Source organism: Novosphingobium resinovorum, from assembly GCF_027922145.1.
In the GTDB taxonomy this organism is placed as follows: domain Bacteria; phylum Pseudomonadota; class Alphaproteobacteria; order Sphingomonadales; family Sphingomonadaceae; genus Novosphingobium; species Novosphingobium resinovorum.
Genome location: NZ_BSFC01000003.1, coordinates 78,888 through 98,830 on the forward strand (window position 1 = coordinate 78,888; position 19,943 = coordinate 98,830).

General features: G+C 65.3%; 16 protein-coding genes and 1 tRNA gene. 10 read left to right on the forward strand and 7 right to left on the reverse strand.

Annotated elements, in window-relative coordinates; translation table 11 throughout:
* The first annotated feature begins 5 nt into the window (after positions 1-5).
* A complete protein-coding gene (locus PKE80_RS01875) occupies positions 6-380 on the forward strand; it encodes a type II toxin-antitoxin system HicB family antitoxin (RefSeq protein WP_271181039.1) in 375 nt (124 codons plus the stop codon).
* A 355-nt stretch (positions 381-735) separates the two neighbouring features.
* On the opposite strand, the gene PKE80_RS01880 is transcribed toward PKE80_RS01875, so the two are convergent.
* Positions 736-2,076, reverse strand: coding sequence for a GGDEF domain-containing phosphodiesterase (locus tag PKE80_RS01880; protein WP_271181040.1), 1,341 nt, complete (start codon positions 2,074-2,076; stop codon positions 736-738).
* Positions 2,077-2,183: 107 nt separating this feature from the next.
* Here PKE80_RS01880 and PKE80_RS01885 point away from each other — a divergent pair, with 107 nt between their 5' ends.
* Together PKE80_RS01885 and PKE80_RS01890 are read left to right on the forward strand one after the other, a co-directional pair.
* Positions 2,184-2,969, forward strand: coding sequence for an NAD kinase (locus PKE80_RS01885; protein WP_271181041.1), 786 nt, complete (start codon positions 2,184-2,186; stop codon positions 2,967-2,969).
* A 110-nt stretch (positions 2,970-3,079) separates the two neighbouring features.
* Positions 3,080-3,154: transfer RNA gene (locus tag PKE80_RS01890), tRNA-Asn, on the forward strand.
* An 85-nt stretch (positions 3,155-3,239) separates the two neighbouring features.
* On the opposite strand, the gene PKE80_RS01895 is transcribed toward PKE80_RS01890, so the two are convergent.
* Positions 3,240-4,250 carry a 2-hydroxyacid dehydrogenase gene (locus tag PKE80_RS01895; RefSeq protein WP_271181042.1) on the reverse strand — a complete coding sequence of 337 codons (1,011 nt, stop codon included), beginning with the start codon at positions 4,248-4,250 and terminating at the stop codon, positions 3,240-3,242.
* A gap of 101 nt (positions 4,251-4,351) precedes the next feature.
* Between PKE80_RS01895 and PKE80_RS01900 the strand changes: the two genes are divergently transcribed.
* Together PKE80_RS01900 and PKE80_RS01905 are read left to right on the forward strand one after the other, a co-directional pair.
* Positions 4,352-5,671, forward strand: coding sequence for a M20/M25/M40 family metallo-hydrolase (locus PKE80_RS01900; protein ID WP_271181043.1), 1,320 nt, complete (start codon positions 4,352-4,354; stop codon positions 5,669-5,671).
* 90 nt (positions 5,672-5,761) lie between these two features.
* Entirely contained in the window at positions 5,762-6,880 is a 1,119-nt protein-coding gene (locus tag PKE80_RS01905) for a GGDEF domain-containing protein (RefSeq protein ID WP_271181044.1), read from the forward strand.
* A 4-nt stretch (positions 6,881-6,884) separates the two neighbouring features.
* On the opposite strand, the gene PKE80_RS01910 is transcribed toward PKE80_RS01905, so the two are convergent.
* The 5 genes from PKE80_RS01910 to PKE80_RS01930 form a co-directional block, all read right to left on the reverse strand.
* Entirely contained in the window at positions 6,885-8,228 is a 1,344-nt protein-coding gene (locus tag PKE80_RS01910; RefSeq protein ID WP_271181045.1) for a PepSY-associated TM helix domain-containing protein, read from the reverse strand.
* Positions 8,225-8,806 carry a hypothetical protein gene (locus PKE80_RS01915; protein ID WP_271181046.1) on the reverse strand — a complete coding sequence of 194 codons (582 nt, stop codon included), beginning with the start codon at positions 8,804-8,806 and terminating at the stop codon, positions 8,225-8,227. The genes PKE80_RS01910 and PKE80_RS01915 overlap by 4 nt, the downstream gene beginning before the upstream one ends.
* 183 nt (positions 8,807-8,989) lie before the next feature.
* Positions 8,990-11,722: an autotransporter family protein gene (locus tag PKE80_RS01920; protein WP_271181047.1), complete on the reverse strand. Its 2,733-nt coding sequence runs from the start codon at positions 11,720-11,722 to the stop codon at positions 8,990-8,992.
* Positions 11,723-11,955: 233 nt separating this feature from the next.
* Entirely contained in the window at positions 11,956-14,706 is a 2,751-nt protein-coding gene (gene secA, locus PKE80_RS01925; RefSeq protein WP_271181048.1) for a preprotein translocase subunit SecA, read from the reverse strand.
* 129 nt (positions 14,707-14,835) lie between these two features.
* Positions 14,836-15,150 (reverse strand): hypothetical protein, encoded by a 315-nt coding sequence (locus PKE80_RS01930; protein ID WP_271181049.1) that lies wholly within the window; start codon positions 15,148-15,150, stop codon positions 14,836-14,838.
* A gap of 149 nt (positions 15,151-15,299) precedes the next feature.
* On the opposite strand from PKE80_RS01930, the gene PKE80_RS01935 reads away from it, so the two are divergent.
* The 5 genes from PKE80_RS01935 (at position 15,300) to PKE80_RS01955 (ending at position 19,852) form a co-directional block, all read left to right on the forward strand.
* Positions 15,300-16,271 carry a phosphatase PAP2 family protein gene (locus tag PKE80_RS01935; RefSeq protein WP_271181050.1) on the forward strand — a complete coding sequence of 324 codons (972 nt, stop codon included), beginning with the start codon at positions 15,300-15,302 and terminating at the stop codon, positions 16,269-16,271.
* 135 nt (positions 16,272-16,406) lie between these two features.
* Complete coding sequence (locus PKE80_RS01940) at positions 16,407-16,931, forward strand: hypothetical protein (RefSeq protein WP_271181051.1); 525 nt, start codon at positions 16,407-16,409, stop codon at positions 16,929-16,931.
* Between the two features lie 247 nt (positions 16,932-17,178).
* Positions 17,179-18,405, forward strand: a complete 1,227-nt coding sequence (gene argJ / locus PKE80_RS01945; RefSeq protein ID WP_271181052.1) for a bifunctional glutamate N-acetyltransferase/amino-acid acetyltransferase ArgJ — start codon at positions 17,179-17,181, stop codon at positions 18,403-18,405.
* A gap of 2 nt (positions 18,406-18,407) precedes the next feature.
* Positions 18,408-19,046, forward strand: a complete 639-nt coding sequence (locus PKE80_RS01950) for a glutathione S-transferase family protein (RefSeq protein ID WP_271181053.1) — start codon at positions 18,408-18,410, stop codon at positions 19,044-19,046.
* On the forward strand, positions 19,043-19,852 hold the full coding sequence (locus PKE80_RS01955; RefSeq protein WP_271181054.1) for an inositol monophosphatase family protein: 810 nt from the start codon (positions 19,043-19,045) through the stop codon (positions 19,850-19,852). Before PKE80_RS01950 ends, PKE80_RS01955 begins: the two co-directional genes overlap by 4 nt.
* The last annotated feature ends 91 nt before the right edge of the window (positions 19,853-19,943 follow it).

Consider the following 19,943-nt stretch of genomic DNA (forward strand, 5'->3'; position numbering starts at 1 on the left):
TTGCCGTGAAATACTTCTACGCCATCATGCACAAGGACGAGGACAGTGCCTACGGCCTGACCTTCCCCGACCTGCCCGGCTGCTTCGCCGCCGCCGATCGCGCCGAGGACATTCTGCCGAAAGCCTGCGAAGCCCTCGAACTGTGGTTCGAGGACCAGCCCTGGCGCGAACCTACACCGCTCGACGGGATCGAAAGCGAAGATGGAGGCACGCTGATCGCGGTCCCCTGGATCGTCAACGATCATCGCGTGGCGCGGGTAAACCTGTCGATCGAACGCGGTATACTCGACGCGATCGACAAAGCCGCGGCCGAACGCAGCCTGACGCGCAGCGCTTTCATCGCGCAGGCCGCGCGTAACGAGATACAGGGCGCGCATTGAGGTGCATGCAGGGGTTTAGCACCCCTGCTTCCCGTGAAATGTCAGAGGTTGCGCGCGAAGGAGCGTCGTGCTCTCACTGTGATGTTTAGAACAGATAGGCAGCGGCGCTTTTGAGGCCCTGTCACCCTGAACTTGTTTCAGGGTCCATTAGGCAGACTTAGCCGGAAGGTAGTGCCGCAGAGCTGCCCCCTCGGTTTGCTTGCGCTACGGCAGAGTTACACGGCGCGATGGACCCTGAAACAAGTTCAGGGTGACGAGGGAAACAGCGAAAAAAAGCGCCGCAGGCCACAAATCAGCCCGCAATGCGCACCCCGCTGCACGCGCCACGCCGACAGATATCGGGGGTGCAGGGGGGCTATGCTCCCCTGCTTTCCTCTTTCTTCCCTTCAGCCCGGGCCAACTTAGCAAACATCGCCGCACTCATGGGCTGCGCCCGCAGGAACCCCTGGAAATACGCGCAACCCTCGCGCGCGGCGACCTCACGCTGGCCTTCTTCCTCGATCCCTTCGGCGATCACTTCGAGGTCCAGCGCCTTCGCCATCGCCACGATCGCGCGCAGTACCGCAACGTCGCGGCGGTCGGTGGTCACGCCGTCGATCATCGAGCGGTCAAGCTTCAGGTAGTGGATCGGCAGCACCTTCAGGTAGCGGAAGTTGCAGAACCCAGCCCCGAAGTCATCGAGCGCGATGCGGATGCCTTGCGCCGAGAATTCCGCCATTGTCTGCGCGACCATCTCGATATCGGCGATCAGCGCCTGCTCGGTGATCTCCAGCGTCAGCTGCCGCAGCGGGAAGCCGGTCTCGCGGATCAGCTCGAACATCTGCCGGGTGTAGCTGGCGAAGGCGAGGTCGGCGGGCGTCACGTTGATCGAGAGCCGCAGCTGGCCCGGCCATGCCCGCGCGGCGAACATCGCCTTGCGGGCGATATGGCGGGAAAGCGGCCCGATGTGGTCGGCGCGCTCGGCGATGGCGAACAGCGCACCGGCGCCGATACGGCCGAGTTCCGGGTGGTTCCAGCGGGCGAGCGCCTCGGCGCCGGTCAGCCGGTCGTCGGCAAGGTTGAACTGGGGCTGGAACAGCACCTCGATCTCGTCGCGGTCGATGGCGACGAGGAGGTCGGCCTCCAGCTGCTGCGCCGAGCGGCCGGGCGGGGTCACCTCGCCATCGGCCCAGGCGAGGCGGGTTCCGGCCTGCTCGTAGGCCTCGCCCAGCGCGTGACCGAGACGGTCGAGCATCGATTCGACGCTCTCGCCGGTCAGCGCGCGGATCAGCGCGACACGGGGGGAAAGGCGCAGCATGCCGGTGCTGACCGGGATCGGCCGTGCGATCATGTCGGCCAGCTGGTCCGCCACAAGCTGCCAGCGCTCGCGGCTGCAGGCCTCGTTGGCGACGAGAAGGAAGCTGCCGCCGCCTGCGCGCGCCAGCAGCCAGGGGCCGTCGAGTTCCTGTTCCGCGAAGTGGCCGATGCGCGCGGCGACTTCCTCCAGCGCGCCGTCGCCCGCGGCCTCGCCATAAGCCATGTTGATCGCATCGAGGCGGCGCAGGCTGAGCAGCATGGCGTGGACATGCGCCAGGTGCGGCATCAGCGCCGGGTCTTCGCGCCACGCGGCGATGCGATCGTGGACTGCGTCGAGCCCGGGAATGCCTGACAGACGATCCTCGATCCGCTTCGCAGGATTGCGGACCCGATCTTTCATGCCTGCATCGTTCAGTTTAACGCCCATCACGCCGCCATAACCCAAACCCCTTGCAAAACCCTTCAAAATTCGCGAGCCCCGGTCCCGGAATGGGACCTTCGGAAAACATGATGGGGAAAGACGTGAAGCTGGCGCTCATCGTCTCCGACAGCGCCAAGGCCCAGGCCGGGGCCATGCTCCTGCGCGATTCGCATCCATGGGTGTCCTCGCAGGAGGCCGACGTGCTGGTCGTGCTGGGCGGAGACGGCTTCCTGCTGCACGTGTTGCACGAATTGCTGGACCATGATTCGATCAAGCCGGTCTACGGCATGAACCTGGGCACGCTGGGATTCCTGATGAACGGCCCGCTCGAGGATGGCGAGACCATTGCCCGGCGCGTGGCCGAAGCGCACCCGGTCCCCGTGCGCCCGCTGTGCATGAACGCGGTGACGCAGAGCGGCGAACGCTTCAGCTACTATGCCTTCAACGAAGTCTCCCTGCTGCGCGAGACGCGCCAGACCGCGAAGATCGAAGTCCGCATCAACGGCCGGGTACGCATGGAGGAACTGGCGGGCGACGGCATCCTGCTGGCAACGCCGGTGGGCTCCACCGCATACAACCTCTCGGCCCATGGCCCGATTCTGCCGCTGGGTTCGCGCATGGTGGCGATGACGCCGCTCAACCCGTTCCGCCCCCGCCGCTGGAAGGGCGCGATCCTGCCGGAAAGCGCGAGCGTGGAGCTGCGCATCCTCGAGCCCGGCAAGCGCCCCGTCGCCGCCGTCGCCGACCACAAGGAAGTGCGCGATGTCGCCATCGTGCGGATCAGCGCGACGGCGGAAAAGGAGCTGACCCTGCTGTTCGACCCCGGCTTCACGCTGGAGGAGCGGATCTTCGCCGAGCAGTTCCAGGTCTGAAGGAAGAAATTTCGAAAATAGATCAGATTTTCTGCATCACGGGGTTGCCAAGGCCGATGAAGCTGTTATTGGCGCACCCCTGCCCGGCGGTGGTAACACTGACAGGCTGCTCCCCGATAGCTCAGCGGTAGAGCATTCGACTGTTAATCGAATGGCCGTAGGTTCGAATCCTACTCGGGGAGCCAACTTCTTCCGCTCCAGATCATGATCCCAGGATGATGACCGCTCGCCCCCAAACGGGCGCGCGACAGCGGATAATACTTCCAAAGATCAGCTTCTTACCGTCTCCGATCGAATCCGGTTCGGCAGCCCGCGGCCGGCTGCGAAGTCGCTTACGCTCTGCAGTGTGGTCCGCGCGATCGCGTCCAGTGCTTCTTCGGTGAGGAATGCCTGGTGGCCGGTCATCAGCACGTTGGGGAACGTCAGAAGCCGCTGCAGCAGGTCGTCGTCGATGATCTCGCTGGACAGGTCGTCGAAGAAGACCCCCGCCTCCTGCTCGTAGACATCGAGGGCGACGCCGCCGACGCGGCGCTGCTTGAGCGCCTCAATCAGCGCGGCGGTGTCGATCAGGGCGCCGCGACTGGTGTTGACCACGACAAGACCCGGCCGCGCCGCTGCAAGCACGGCGGCATCGATCAGGTGATACGTATCCGGCGTCAGGGGACAGTGCAGCGTGACGATCTCCGATTCGCGCAGCAAAGCCTCGCGCTCGACGTAGCGCACGCCGATTTCGACCAGCCCCTCATCGACCACCGGATCGCTCGCCAGCACGTCGCAGCCGAACCCGGCGCGCAGCGTGCGGGCGACGAGAGCGCCGATCTGGCCGGTGCCGACGACGCCCGCCACCCGGCCACGGAGATTGCGGCCGACAAGCCCGTCCAGCGCGAAGTTGTTCTCCCGCACCCGCGACCACGCGCGGTGGATCTTGCGGTCGAGCGAGAGCAGCAGCCCGACGGTGAATTCCGCTACGGCATGGGGCGAATAGGCGGGCACCCGCACCACCGCGATTCCGAGCCGGTCGGCGGCGGCAAGATCCACGTTGTTGTACCCCGCGCACCGCAGCGCCAGCAGCCGCACGCCTGCACTCGCGAGCGCTTCGAGCACGGCCCGGTCGGCCTTGTCGTTGACGAAGACGCAGACCGCCTCGTGCCCTTCGGCGAGCCGGGCGGTCGAGAGCGTCAGGGGAGCATCGAGGAACTGCAGGTCGAAACCATGATCCGCATTGGCAGCTGACAGAAACGTGCGGTCGTAGCTACGGGTGCCATAGACGGCGATGCGCATCGTTCGACCTCGTTCGAATGGACCGGCGCGACGATGCCCGCCCCGGCAGGTCCTGTCCACCGCGGCCTTGCGCCGGACCGCATCGGGGCTATCGTAAGGCCATGTCTCACATCCGCATCGCCACCCTCTCCGCCCTGCTTCCCATGATCTTCGGCGCGGCGCCGGCCCTCGCAGCCCTGTCGCCTGCCGAACGCCAGATCGTGACCACCGCCGATGCGGGCACGGAAAGCGATATCGCCCTGCTCGAAAAGCTCGTCGCGCAGAACAGCGGCACCCGTAATCTTGACGGCGTGCGCAAGGTGAACGCCATGGTCGCGCCCGAATTCGCGGCGCTGGGCTTCGAGACGCGCTGGGTGCCGATGGATGCGGTGGGCCGCGCCGGGCACCTCATCGCCACGCACAAGGGCAAGCGCGGGACGACCCGGATGCTGCTGATCGGCCATCTCGATACCGTGTTCGAGCCAGGCTCCCCTTTCCAGACCGCCCGGCGCGAAGGCACCATGCTGCACGGCCCCGGCGCGGCGGACGACAAGGGCGGCGTCGTGGTGATGCTCGCCGCACTCAAGGCGATGAAGGCGGCGGGCACGCTGGCGGGCGCCAACATCGAGGTCGTCCTCACCGGCGACGAAGAGGCAGCGGGCGAGCCCGTCAGCCTGGCCCGCGCCGACCTGATCGCTGCGGGCAAGCGGGCCGACGTCGCGCTCGATTTCGAGGGGCTGGTGATCGTCGACGGACAGGACTACGGCTCGGTCGCGCGGCGCTCGGCGGGGGATTACACGATCACCGCCAGCGGGATCACCGCGCATTCGAGCGGCATCTTCTCGCCGGAGGTAGGCGACGGCGCCGTCTTCGAACTCGCACGCATCATCACCGCCTTCCGCGAGGAATTACCCGAGCCCAACCTGACCTTCAACATCGGCCTCGTCGGCGGCGGCGCCACGGCAGCGCTCAGCGGGGACGAGGCGCAAGTCACCGCCACCGGCAAGACCAACATCATCCCGCCCGTCGCGATCGCCAAGGGCGACTACCGCGCTCTGACGCCCGAGCAGGTCGAGCGGGTCAAGGCCAGGATGCAGGCCATCGTCGCCCGTCACCTGCCGCGTACCGACGCGGCCATCCGTTTCAAGGACAGCTATCCGCCGATGGCACCGACACCCGGCAACCAGGCGCTGCTCGACCGGCTCAACACGATCAACGCCGACCTCGGTTTGAAGGCCATGCCCGCGCTCGACCCGCTGAAGCGCGGTGCGGGCGACATCAGCTTCGTCGCACAGTACGTCGATGGACTGGCAGGGCTCGGCCCGTCGAGCAGCGGCGATCATACACCCGAGGAGCGCGTCGACCTTTCCAGCTTCCCACGCCAGATCAAGCGCGCCGCCCTGCTCATGACGCGCCTGAGCCGTGAGCCTGCCGGGCGCTGACAGCGTTTTCCGTCATGATGCATGCCCTGATCCGCGCCATCGTAAATTAACCATTTGCTGCCAGACGGCCCCGGCCATAAGGGGCCGCAAATGAGCTTTCCGGACGTCGATACGCTGCGCCTGTGCAGCATCCTCGCCTCGATGGCGTTCGGCATCGTCTTCACGGTGCTGTTCCTGCGCGCCCGCAGCGAGCGGCACTTCCTGTGCTGGGGCATGTCCTCGCTGCTCTACAGCGGCGCGATCCTCGCCTTTTCGTTCGCGCCGCTGCGCACCCCTGTCATCGTCACCCTGCTCTATGCAGTGCTGGGAATGACCAACGTGCTGCCGGTGGCCGGGGCTCGCCTGCTGGAGGGACGCAGCGCCTTCGTACGCTGGATGATCATTCCCATCGCCAGCGCGGCCATGGGCCATGGCCTGCCGCTTGTGTTGGGCGCCGCGGGGCTCGTTCAGCCCTACGGCATCTGGCAGACGATAGGCGATGCGCTGGGCCTGTCGATCTCGATGGGGCTTTCCGGGTACATCCTGGCCTTCACCGGCAACGCGGCGCAATCGTCCGGGCGGCGCATGGCGGGGCTGTCGATGCTGGCCTACCTGCCGGGCTACATGCTGTCGATCGTCGCGACGGTTTGGGCGATGCCCGGAGACGAGTGGGTGGCGCTGCTGGCCATGCTGTCCGACCAGATCCTGCTCGGCGTGCTCAACCTCGGCCTGCTGGCGATCCCGGTGGAACTGGTGCAAAGCCGCCTGCGCGACGCTGCCTTGCGTGACATGCTGACGGGCGCATGGAACCGTGCCGGGCTGGAACATGTCTCGCCGCAATTCCTGGTCGCGGGCGCAGGGATCGTCGCGCTCGACGTGGATCATTTCAAGTCGATCAACGACCGCTTCGGCCATGCCGCCGGAGACGAAGTACTTGCGACGATCGGACGGGAAGCCCGGCAACTGGCCGAGAAATCGGCGGGCCAGGTCGTCCGCCATGGCGGAGACGAGTTTCTCGTCCTCCTGCCGCCCGCACAGGATGCCGAAGTCTTTGCGCAGGCGTTGAAAGCCTTCCTTGCCGATCACGGCGCCGGATCGGGATGGGGCGTGAGCATCGGCATGGCGCAAGTCGCGGCCGAGGACACCACTCTGGACGATGCGGTGAAACGGGCCGACGCGGCGCTCTATCAGGCCAAGGCAGCCCGGCGCCCTCTCCTGCCTGTCCTCTGAAATCTCAAGCCAGCGCCAATCCTCCGGCGCCGACACAGGATACGACCAGCGCGAATTGCAGAACGCGGCGAAAGCGCGAAGGTGCGATCGGCGCAAAGGCGATGGTGAGGACCAGCAAGGTTCCGATCCAGAAAACAGCCGCGAAGGGCGCTCCGTTACCTATGACAAAACGCGCCACCAGCGTCAGCGCGAGCGCCATGGGACTTCCCCAGACGACCGCGTCCCAGGCCTTGAGCAGCCGCGGTTCATCGTGCCCGCGCCGCCGTCGTTTGCCGAGCCAGATATACGTACCTGTCGCGCAGATCGCAGTCAGTGCCATGCCGAACAGGACATAGGCCAGCTTCACCGGCAATCCGCCGAAACTACCGAAGTGGAGTTGGTAATTGGATGCCGCCGCCTGCTGCCCCAGTTCACCGTCTGCCAGCCCGGCAACGCCAAGGAAGCGCCCTTCCGCATCGAACCTATAGGTCTCGCCGAAAATCAGGCGCCTTGCGTGTAAGGCGGAAACCTGGATTTCCTGTCCGCGCGTCAGCGGATCGTGGAGCGTCACGTAAGTAATCGTCACCTTCGGGTAGCGGCGCGCCATGTATTCAAGCGCTGCCGCCACGTTCGGCGCCGGAGCATGCCGCTTGTCGGGCTTGCCCTCCTCTCCGAACAGGGGCTGGTAGACCGCCTCGATATCGCCGCCATAGTCCAGCGACGCGATGGCATAGGCCGTGATCGAGCCAAGCCCGATCACCGCGCCGGTCAGTGCCACCGCCACGGTGAAAGGCAGCGACCACACGCTCATCCGGTTGTGCCAGTCCGCAAGCCCGGGTCCGGTCTGGTTGCGCGCCCGCAGCAGGAAGGCATCGCGGAAGATGCGCGGATGGGCGATGACGCCGGTGAGTGAAAGGGCCAGCATCATCACCCCAAGAACGCCGACCACGGAAATGCCCACCAGCGCGGGCAGGTTCAGCGTGTAATGAAGCTCCACCAGGAAATCGGACCAGCCGATCTCCTCGGCATTGGCCAGGCGCCCGTCGGACTCGACATGAGTGGCGCGGGTATCAGTGGTGACCGTTGTGCGCGGCAATTCTTCCACGGGCATGTGCACGTAGAGGTGCGTGGTGGTCGAGCCGCCGCGCTCGGCGTTCAGCGCCGCCTCTACCGCGCGCTGGACCGCGCCGGGCGCAATGGCGGTCATCTCAGGCGCTTTGTCCTGCTCGACGCGCTGGAGTTCGGCGTAGAAGACCGCGATCGTCCCTGTCAGGCTGACGATGTAAAGCAAGGCGCCGGCGACAAGCCCCATCGCAGCGTGCGCCCATAGCGCGCGTTTGACGGTCGAAGCATCGGGAGCGGTCGTCATGAGAGCAATCCTGCCGCCAGCGTCGGCCATGTCGGCAGGCTGGCGATGGCCAGCACCTTGACCTGTCCGCGTCGTACGGGCTGCATCAGAACGGCGTAGGCGATGAGCATCCATAGGATCGGCATCGCGAAAAAGGCCAGCGCCAATGCATTGGCCTCGCTCCAGCCCAGCATCCGCCCCAGCGCAGCAAGAGCCAGCCCCCCGCCTGCTGAAGGCAGTACCGGGACTATGCCGACCAATGTGAACGTCAGCAGGCGTCCGCCAAGGCGAAGCGGCTCACCGCTTTCCGGCAGCATCCCGGCACGGCGGTTGGAAGCGCCAGCCCTGCCGGGTTCAGACCTCAGGCCGGCCCAGGCCAACAACACGAAAGCGGCGCCCATCGTCCAGAGCACTGCGACGGATGTGCCCCAGGCGCCATCGGCCAGCCAGCCGACTACGATCGCTATAAGCAAGAGCGCCCAGCCGGCCGCATTCAACGGCATCGATCGCCGGGCCTGCGCCCATGCGAGCCGCAAGGTTACAACCCCGGTTACGCCCGCCGCGGAGGCGAAGGCAAGCAGCACATCGTGACCTGTCATGGCCGGCCGCTCTGGCGTAAGAATCGAAACGCGCGCATCTGGCCCTCTAATTGCTCACCGAGCAACTAATGCGAGCAATTTTCAATATCAAGCAAGCGCCGCGATCCGCTGCGGCAAAGGCCATTACAACGAGCATACGCCGAAGAAGGGCGCGACTTTCGCCCCGCCCTTCTCCTCCGCCAATCAGAACTTGATCGAGACGCCCGCTGCCATGCGATCGGTATGGTAATCGCCTTGGCGCGCGATCGCGTATTCGATGCGCATCTTGATGCCGTTCGTCAGCTTGATGCCCAATTGCCCGCCGGCCTCGAACGAGTCCTTGTTGGCATCGACGCTCGATACCAGCCAGTCTGCGGCGCCCAGTTCGGCGGTGCGCACAGCGGTCGCGTCCTTCAACTCGTGGCGCCAACTGCCGAACACGCCGACCTCGACCGGATTGCCGACCCCGATCGCCAGTTCCGCGCCGAGTTTGGTGCGCGCGCTCGTCCACTTCTCGCTCGGCATGGTGAGACCGACAACGGTTGAGCCGGATTCGGACACCGAGCCGGCCTTGCTGCGCGCGATCTCGATCCCCGCCACAGGCCGGATCACCGAGCGATCACCGAACTTCACATCCAACTTGGCCTCCAGGGCCGCCGTCAACGTCTTGATCTTGTAGCTGTCAGTCGCCTGCAGGTTGCCAGTAGTCAGGCCGACATTGCGGACCGTATCCACGCTCGCCTCGTTGTAGCCTGCCACGAGGCCAAGCGAGAGAGCGCCGAAGCGATGCGCGCCATAGACGAAGGCAGACCAGGTCTCGATGTCCGCCGAACTGCCGACGTCGTTGAACATGTCGCCATCGGTATAGCTGCCGCCGACGCCGATCCGGGTGCCGTCGATATTGACGGCGTTCACGCCCGCGATCACGCCGTGGGACTTGCGGTCATAGCCATAGGCGATGCCGTCCTCGCCCACTTCGGTGGACTGGCCGATGTAGCGGCCCCAGGCGGTAGCGCCCTTCCGGGTCGATTCCACGCCGCACCCGTCTTCGGCACCCTGGGGCGGCGGGTCGGTGAACTGGCCGGGCGATTGCACGGCCGGAGGGCAGCCCCAAGGCTCTTGCGCCGCGCTCAGCGCCGTCTGGCTGATGTCACGTGCCGAGTTCAGCGCCATCTGCATGGTGTCGGCGTGGATCTCGCCGCTGACCTGCGAGAAAGCGTAGCCCAGTTCATCGCCATCGTAGCCATAGAGGCCATTGAACAGCGCGTAATAGGTACCGCTGCGCACTCCGGCAGCCGGACGAAGCGGATCGAGCCCCGCCGCCGCCCATACGGCGTTGCGCTTCCATCCATTGGCCGCCCCGAAAGTCGCGAAGCTGACGGGGGTTACGGCCGCAAGAACCTGCGTCGGGCGATAGATCACGTCGAAGCGGGTGTTGGCGGCGAGGCCCGAGGTCGGCTGCGTCACCGAATCGAAGGCTCCCGAACCGACCGCGCCGCCATCGACGATGACGAACGTATCACCCACCACCGGCGTGAAGGTGTTGTTGCCGCCGGCGATCCCGCGCAGTGTCGGCGCGAGAATACCGTTGGGCTGGAACGTCGCCCCGGTAGTCAGCGCAAGGCGATCGTAAGTGCCCGCGCCGCCTGCCGGGTTGTAGGTGCGGCCGTCGATCTCGACTTCGAAAGTGGCATCGTCGGCCAGCGTCACCTCGCCTGCCGCGACCACCAGCGTTCCGGGGCTGTTGCCCGGGGCCAGCGTGCCGCCTGAATTGACCGTGACGTCCGCCACGATGGTGCCGCTGCCGCCCAGCCGCGCTCCGTCGTTGACGGTGACGCTCGCGGCCGAGAGTGCCGAGTTGACCAGCAGCGCTCCGCCATCGACGGTGAAACCTTCGTTGAGAGTGCTGATCGCGCTCGAAAGCGTCAGCGTGGCCGCGCCGGTCTTGGTCATGCCGCCGACGCCGGTGAGCCCGCCGGTCAACCCGACGTCGAAGCCATTGCTGTCGATCGTGCCGCCCTGGCTCTGGACGGTGAAAGCCGTGGCCACATCACCGCCCGAGGCGAACTGCAGCGTACCGCCGACGAAGTTCGGATTGACGTCCCCGTCGTTGACCTCCTGCGTCGTGTAGAAAGCTTTTGCGAGATCGATGTCGGGAATATCGCCGCCGATCGGGATCAGCACGTCCGAGCCTCGCGTGATGTCCGTAGTCGGGTCGAAGTCCACGTTGGCGTTGGCAGCGGGGACGGCATTGCCGAAGCCATCGACATAGACGTAGCCGACATGCGCGCCGTAAGGACAGTCAAGCGCCACGAACAACAGATCGTAATCATGGCCCGAGACCATGTCGATGTCCTCGACCTTCCAGTCGCTGGTCACATAGTAACCGGCCTGACGGAAGATCGTTGTATTCTGTGCGGTATAGGCGCTGTAGGCGATGTTGTTGATGATCTTGCCGGTCGTCTTGTCCACCACCTTGATGATGAACGAAGGACTGTCCGTCGCCCCGTGCGACGGCTCCAGCACCGCGTTCCAGGCGTAGTAGAGCTTGTTGCCGGTATAGTTGGCGACCGACTGCGAAAGCGCGGTGACGCCGTAGTTGGGATTCATGTCGTTCAGCCGAACGGCGTGGTTGCCCGCGAAGACGGTCGGCGTACCAGTAGTGGGATCGAGTTCCCCGGCATTGGTGATGGTGTAGGAATTGGGCGCTCCGGACCAAGTGGAGTCCGCAGGCGGCCATTGCGCCGTGCTGGTCCAGCTGCCCCCGGTCAGCACCCAGCCGGAAGTGTCGCCGGTCTCGAAGCCCGGATTGACCACGGCCTGCCCCCAGACCGGCGCCGCCAGCGCCAGAGATGCGGTCAGTGCCATGGCGCTCACCGCCATACGGGCACGCTTCGGGTTCACGGCAAGCGTGTTGGGTGTCGCACTACCAAACATGATATCCCCCTCATGAAGAGGCGAAAGATGCCTCTGCACAGGGACTAACCCACCCAAATACGGGCGAACAGTAATCAACCCTGTCAGGAACATTACAAGGCTAGTTATATTATTAACAAGTCGATATTTACTTATGATTACTTCTGCACACTCAATATAATAAGCCTCTAAAATACATATGAAAAGGGCGCCGCCGGAGACCGGCGACGCCCTTTTCAAACCCTGCGGACGCCTCAGGCCAGTACGCCGTGGCAATGCTTGTACTTGTTGCCCGAACCGCAAGGGCACGGCGCGTTACGGCTGATCTGGAGATCGGCCCAGGGGTTGCCCTCGCCGCCAGCACCTGCCGGAGCACCTTGCACGACACCCTCGGGGCTGCCCGCGAGGTTGCCGAACAGTTGCGCCATCTGCGCCGAACCATCGCCGTCCGCCGAATTGTCGAGACCGGTGAACGGATCGATGTGGCCGGTCAGGAAGTCGGGCAGTTCAGGCAGCTGCGTCTGCTCGGGCATGCGCAGTTCGCTGACCGAGATGATCCGCGTCACGTCTTCGCGGATGCCGTCGAGCATGCGCTCGAACAGACCGAAGGCTTCCTGCTTGTACTCGTTGATCGGCTGCTTCTGGGCATAGGCGCGCAGGAACACCACCTGGCGCAGCGCGTCGAGCGTGGCGAGGTGTTCCTTCCAGTAATGATCGAGCCGGTCGAGCAGGATCGACTTCTCGACCTGGCGCCAGATTGCCGGGTCGTCCTGCGCCATCTTCGCGGCCATGTGGGCATCGGCCAGCTCGGTGATGCGCTGTTCGATGTCCTCGGGCTCGAGGCCGTCCTCCTCGATCCACGCCTCGATCGGGGCGTCGATGGCGAGGATGTCCTGCACCTTCTCCTTGAGGACCGCGATGTTCCAGTGCTCGGGGTAGGAACCTGCCGGGCAGGCATCGGCGACGAGCGAGTTGATGGTGTCATGGCGCATGTCCACCACGACATCGTCCACCGCCTCGGCATCCATGATGTCGGAGCGCTGCTCGTATATCACCTTGCGCTGGTCGTTCATCACGTCGTCGTATTCGACGACCTGCTTGCGCACTTCGTAGTTGCGCGCCTCGACCTTCTTCTGCGCGGTCTCGATCGCCTTCGACAGCCACTTGGAACCGATCGCCTCGCCGTCGGCCAGATTGCTGTTCATCATCTTGGAGAACAGCGTGTCGGGGCCGAAGATGCGCAGCAGGTCGTCTTCGAGGCAGAGGTAGAACTTCGACAGGCCCGGATCGCCCTGACGGCCCGAACGGCCGCGCAGCTGGTTGTCGATGCGGCGGCTTTCGTGGCGCTCGGTGCCGATGACGCACAGGCCGCCGGCTTCGAGGACGAGGCGCTTCTGCTCGCCCACTTCGGCCTTGATCTTCGCGATCGCGGCGTCGCGCTCAGGCCCCTCGGGCATGTCGCGCAGTTCGTCCTCGACGCGGAACTCGACGTTGCCGCCGAGCTGGATGTCGGTGCCGCGGCCCGCCATGTTGGTGGCGATGGTGACCGCGCCCAGCGAACCCGCCTGCGCGACGATGTGCGCTTCCATCTCGTGGAAACGCGCGTTCAGGACCGAGTGCTTGACGCCTTCCTTGTTGAGGAAGTCCGAGAGCAGCTCCGACTTCTCGATCGACACGGTGCCGACGAGGACCGGCTGACCGGTCTCGTACTTCTCGCGGATCAGCTTGGCGATGGCGGCGAACTTGTCGAGCGTGTTCTTGTAGAACTCGTCCTCCTCGTCCACGCGCTGCACCGGCACGTTGGTCGGGATGGTGACGACGTTCATCTTGTAGATGTCGTAGAATTCCGGCGCTTCGGTCGCGGCGGTGCCGGTCATGCCCGAGAGCTTGGGATACATGCGGAAGTAGTTCTGGAAGGTGATCGAGGCGAGCGTCTGGTTCTCCGGCTCGATCTTGACGCCTTCCTTGGCCTCGACCGCCTGGTGCAGACCATTCGACCAGCGGCGGCCGTCCATCATGCGGCCGGTGAACTCGTCGATGATGACGACCTTCTCGTCCTTGACGATGTAGTCGGTGTCGCGCTTGAACATCATCACGGCCTTGAGGGCCTGGTCGAGATGGTGGACGACCTGCGTGTTCTCGACATCGTAGAGGTTCGAGCCTTCGAGCAGTCCGGCGGCCTCGAGCATGCGCTCGGCCTTCTCGACGCCGTCCTCGGTGAGGCTGATGTTCTTGGTCTTCTCGTCCGCCTCGTAGTCTTCGGCAAGCAGCTGCTTCACGATCGCGTCGACCTGGACGTAAAGCTCGCTCTTGTCGTCGGTCGGGCCGGAGATGATCAGCGGCGTGCGCGCCTCGTCGATCAGGATCGAGTCGACTTCGTCGACGATCGCAAAGTTGAAGGGGCGCTGCACCATCTGGCTGCGCTCGTGCTTCATGTTGTCGCGCAAGTAGTCGAAGCCGAATTCGTTGTTGGTGCCGTACGTGATGTCGGCGCCGTAGGCCTCGCGGCGTTCCCACTCGTTGAGGTTAGGCACGATCACGCCGACGGTCAGGCCGAGGAAGCCGTGCAGCTTCTCCATCTGCTCGGCGTCGCGGCGGGCGAGGTAGTCGTTGACGGTGACGACGTGGACGCCCTTGCCTTCCAGCGCGTTCAGGTAGGTCGGCGCGGTCGCCACGAGGGTCTTGCCCTCACCCGTGCGCATTTCCGCGATCTCGCCGCGGTGGAGCACCATGCCGCCGATCATCTGCACGTCGAAGTGGCGCATGCCGTACACGCGCTTGGAGGCTTCGCGCACCGTGGCGTAGGCTTCGGGGAGAATGTCGTCGAGCGTGGAGCCGCTGGCCAGCATCTCGCGAAACTTGGGGGTCTGGGCGGCGAGTTCCTCGTCGCTCATGGCCTCCATGGCAGGCTCGAAGGCGTTGATCTGGGCGACGATCTTGTCGAGCGACTTGACGTAACGCTCGTTGGACGAGCCGAAGATGGACTTGACGAGTGCGCCGAGCATGGCGGTGAACCCCTGTTTTTCGTGAATTACATATGGTCGGTGTACGCGGCCCAAGCTCACAAGGAGGCGGCCGAACGGCCGGGCGCGTGAATAAGCTCGCGAGGATGCGAAAGTTGCCGGGCGGCGCGCTTATTGACGCGCGCGGTCTATTCCGGTGAGCACGGCCGGCACGGCGACCGGCGCGAAGGCGACCGGCTGCTGCGGCGCATGAAGCCGCGTATTGCGCAGGCCCGGTTCGGGCAGCCGTGCAAGGGCGACCGGCGCACGCGGCGCCTTGGCGGCGACCTCATGGGCGGCCAGAACCTGCACCGCCGACACCTGCGACACACAGGCCTCGGCCGGGCCGACTTGTGCGGCGAGCCCCGTAAGCAGGGCAAGCAGGGTCAGGATCAGGCGATGGGCCATAGGAAACGTCAGATAGGGTCGATGACGGGATGTGTCCACATGCGTTTGCGGCGAAAGGGTATTGCGCCCCGGAAACGTACCCTGCCCTGTCTGGCGATCTTCGATTTCCCGGCCTTCCCGCCAAATCACACAGCGGGTCGTTAACCATTTCAGGGCATGAAGTGATCGGCCTTTGGCGGAAGGACGACATGACTGCGACTGATCGACTGCAACGGCGCTTGCGCCGACTGGACGCGCCGTGCGCGATCTCCGCCTTTCTCCTGCTGGCCAGCTTCGCCCTGCTGGCGACGATCATCCTGACCTCAGGCATGACGCTGGACTGGTCCGGGCTGGGTATCTGCATCGCCTTCAGCGTCGCGGCGCTGGTCGCCGGGATAGCCATGAAACTGGCCGGAGGGACGCCGCGCGTCGCCAATCTCCTGCTGGTCGTCGCGGTGATGTCGGGCGCGACGGTCTGCAACACCCTGTCGATGAATGTCGGCCTTCGCCTGCACATGCCGCTGATCGACGAAGGACTGGTCGCCTTCGATCACCTGCTCGGCTTCGATCCCGCCCTGCTGGTACGCGCCTTTGCCCAAAACCCGCGCATCACGGAATGGCTAGGCATCGCTTATACGCAATCGAACTGGGCCGCCATCGCGGTCGTGCTGGGCCGGTGCCTGTTGCCGGACCCGGACTGGCGGCCGTTCGTAGCTTATTCCGGAGGACTGCTGGCGGCCGCGATCATTTCCGTCGTCACGCCTGCCATGGGCAACATCGCGTACTCGCAACTCTTCGACCTTCAGGGTCACGGCCTGCCTTACGGCGCGGGCACCTATCACCTCGACGCCTTTCACTATTACTATCACGGCACGGCGCAGATTGCGGGCAACAGGCATATCTCCGGCGTCGGCGTCTTTCCCTCGTTCCACACGATCATGGGACTGGTGATCGCCACCGGGCTGCGCGGCACCCGCTTCCATCTGGCAGGCGCGATCTTCGGCGTGGCGACGATCGTGGCGACGATCCCGATGGGCTCGCACTACGTCACCGATGTCCTAGGCGGCACGGTGATCTGGGCCATGGCGATGGCTCTGGCGGAACTGACCTGTCGCCGCGATAGGGCCTCGCTCACCGATGCGCGCATTCTGGCAGGCGTGGGAGAAGCCCTGCCTGCATAGCGCCGCTTTCCTACACTTTGCGCAGTCCGATAGGATGCCAGCCATGCGGCGACCCCTCGTTAAAATTTTGAATACTCTTGGTGCCCCATGAAATGGCGGGTATTCGAAGGTCATAATACCGCTGGGGGCGCTCCAATGCTGTCGATGATCATGCTTGCTGCCGCACAGACCGTATCGGCTGCTCCGGCTCAACCACCCGTCATACAGACCGTACCGAGAGCGGCCGCCGCACCGCCTGTTAGCATCACTGAAAATCCCGACAGTTTCGACAACAGCCAGGAAACCGCGATCTTCGACGTCGATGCGAGAAGCGGAAACGAATTGTTGTGGGCCGGTGAAATGCGTGTTTCCGGGCGTCAGGGTGCGAGTTTTACCCGGCAGCAGTCGAATGCTTCCACATCATCATGCGCCCGCGGGCAGACCTCGTATGGGCAGGGAGAACGGTCATCACTCTCGATAAACCTGAACAGGTATCGCGCCGGGCGGGATGAAGGCGGCGTGCAGATGCGCGTTACGTGGGAGCGTCCGGGAGAAGGCGACACCTGCCAGGGGGCGAATGCCCGAACGGCGGGGATCACGGAAAACCTTTTCCTCGAGCGAGGTCAGGAGCGGATCGTCAAGGGTGACGGCGGTCTGATCATTCGCCTGCGCCGCCGCTAGGTGATTGCAGCCATGCCATTTTCGATCGCCCCGGGCCGCACAAGGTTACGTCACAAGGTGACACCTCCCCCTCGCAAGGTGACACATCGCGTGCAAAATGTGTCACCTTATGCGGCCAAGGTGACACTTCCGGGCCTAAGGTGACGCCTTTTCCCTCTGGACCGTGTCAACCGTGTAAACCTGCGTCACCTTGCGCGGCCGCCGAACCGCCCTTGACCTGCAACACCCACGCGCTAGGCAACCCGCCATGGCCTACCCCGTTTCCCCGCTCGCCTCGCCCTTCCCCGCCCTGCCCGAGATCGCGGGCGTCACCCCGCATGTCGTGCGCGCCGGCTACAAGGACTGGGGGCGGTGCGACCTCACGTACGTCACGCTGGAAGAAGGCACCGCTGTCGCGGGCGTTTTCACCAAGAACGTGTGCTGCTCGTCCGAGGTCGATCTCGGCCGCGAGAACGTGAAGCTCGGCCGTGCCCGCGCGCTGGTGGTGAATGCGGGCAATTCCAACGCCTTCACCGGCTATCGCGGCCGCGAGGCGGTGGAGCAGATCATGGAGCAGGTCGCCGCGCACATCGGCTGCCCGAAGGAGCAGGTCTTCGTCTCCTCCACCGGCGTGATCGGCGTGCCGCTGCCCAAGGACAAGGCGCGCGAGGGCGTCGACAAGGCGCTCACCGCCGAGCCCTGCAATTGGGAAGACGCGGCGAACACCATCGCCACCACCGACACTTTCGCGAAGGGCGCCACCGCCACCGCCATGGTCGGCGACACCAGGGTGACGATCAGCGCCATCATCAAGGGCTCTGGCATGATCGCGCCCGACATGGCGACGATGCTGGGCTACCTGTTCACCGACGCCGCCGTGGAGCCGGGCTTCCTGCAGGCCTGCCTCTCGGCCGCGAACTTGCGCACATTCTCGTGCATCACCGTCGATTCGGACACCTCGACCAGCGACACCGTCCTCGCCTTCGCCACCGGCAAGGCGGGCAATGCACCGATCACCGGCTTCGACAGCCCCGGCGCCCACGCCTTCGCCGCCGCGATCCATGACGTCTGCCGCCAGCTCGCCCACCTCGTCGTGCGTGACGGTGAAGGCGCGCAGAAGTTCATCGCCGTCTCGGTCAGCGGTGCGGTGTCGGACGAGAGCGCCCGCAAGGTCGGCATGGCGATCGCCAACTCCCCGCTGGTCAAGACCGCCATCGCCGGCGAGGACGCCAACTGGGGCCGCGTCGTCATGGCCGTGGGCAAGGCGGGCGAGCCCGCCGACCGCGACAAGCTCTCGATCGGCTTCGGTGGCACCTGGGCCGCGCAGCAGGGCCTGCCGCTGGCGGACTACGACGAGGCGCCCGTCTCCGCGCATCTCAAGGGTCAGGACATCTCGATCGAGGTCGACCTCGGCCTCGGCGAAGGCACCGCGACGGTGTGGACCTGCGACCTGACGCACGGCTACATCTCGATCAACGCGGACTACCGGAGCTGAGCATGAGCACGCCGTTCTTCACGATCTGGGGCCGCCTGAACTCGCACAACGTCAAGAAGGTGGCCTGGTTCGCCGAGGAACTCGGCCTCAAGTACCAGCGCCATGACATCGGCGGAAAGTTCGGCTTCACCGATGAATACCTCGCCAAGAACCCCAACCGCCTGATCCCCACGATCGAGGACGGCAAGGTGGTGCTGTGGGAATCGAACGCGATCCTGCGCTACATGGCGGCCGAATACGGCGGGGCTGCGTGGTTCGCCGCCGATCCCATCGACCGCGCCCTCGCCGACCGCTGGATGGACTGGCAGTTCACCTATGCCGACGCGCAGCGCGCGCCATTCCTCGCCACGGCGCGCCAGTCGCCGGATCAATGGAACCATGCCGCCATCGCCAAGGGCATCGCCGACTGCGCGAAGCAGTTGGCGATCATGGACACGTACCTCACCGGCAAGCCCTGGCTCTCGGGCGCGCAGTTCGGCATCGGCGACATTCCCATGGGGGTCTACGCCTACACCTGGTTCAACCTGAAGTTCGACGCCTTCGGGATCGAGCAGCCGGAGTTCCCTGCCATTGCCGACTGGTACGCGCGCATCGTCAAGCGCCCCGGCTTCGCCGAGCAGGTGATGATCCCCCTGACATGATGACGCCCGCCCTCCACGCCGCCGTCGAGACGATCATGCGCGAGGCGAGCGAGCACGCGATCCTCCCGCACTACCAGAAGCTCGCCGCCAGCCAGATCGACGCCAAGGCCCCGGACGACGTCGTCACCGTGGCCGACAAGCAGGCCGAAGCGCTGCTGACCGAGCGGCTCTCCATGCTGCTGCCGGAAGCCGACGTGGTGGGCGAGGAAGCGGTCTTCGCCGATGCCTCGGTGATGGAGCGCCTCAAGGACCGCCTGTGCTGGATCGTCGATCCGCTCGACGGCACTAACAACTTCGCCGCCGGCAAGCCGCCCTTCGGCGTCCTCGTCGCTCTGGCGGACAAGGGCGAGACGATCGGCGGCTGGATCCTCGACTGCCTGACCGGCCGCTTCTGCCGCACCGACCTCGGCGGCGGCGCCTGGATCGACGGGGAACGGATCACCGCGCGCACCACCGGGGCCGAGCCGCCGGTCGCCGCGATCTCGACGATCTTCCTCGATGACGGCGCGCGCGAGAAGGTACTGACGCACATCGCGCCGCACTACACCCTCGTCGACATTCCGCGCTGCGCGGCCGAGCAGTATCCCCGCCTCGTGGACGGCACGAATGACATCTCGGTGTTCAACCGCACCCTGCCGTGGGACCACGCGGCGGGCGTCCTGTTCCTCAACGAGGCGGGCGGCAAGGCGGCAAGGCCGGACGGCAGCGCCTACCGAGTGGACGAATACGAGCGCCGCGACCTGATCGGCGCCTCCAGCCCGGCGCTCTGGGATGCGTTTGCGGAAGTGGTGGCAAGGCTGGCGTAAATCGTCGTCCCCGGACTTGCTCCGGGACCGGTGGCTGTCTTTAGGTGGTGCTTTCGGCGGGGGCTTCGACAAGCTCAGCCTGAGCGGGGTT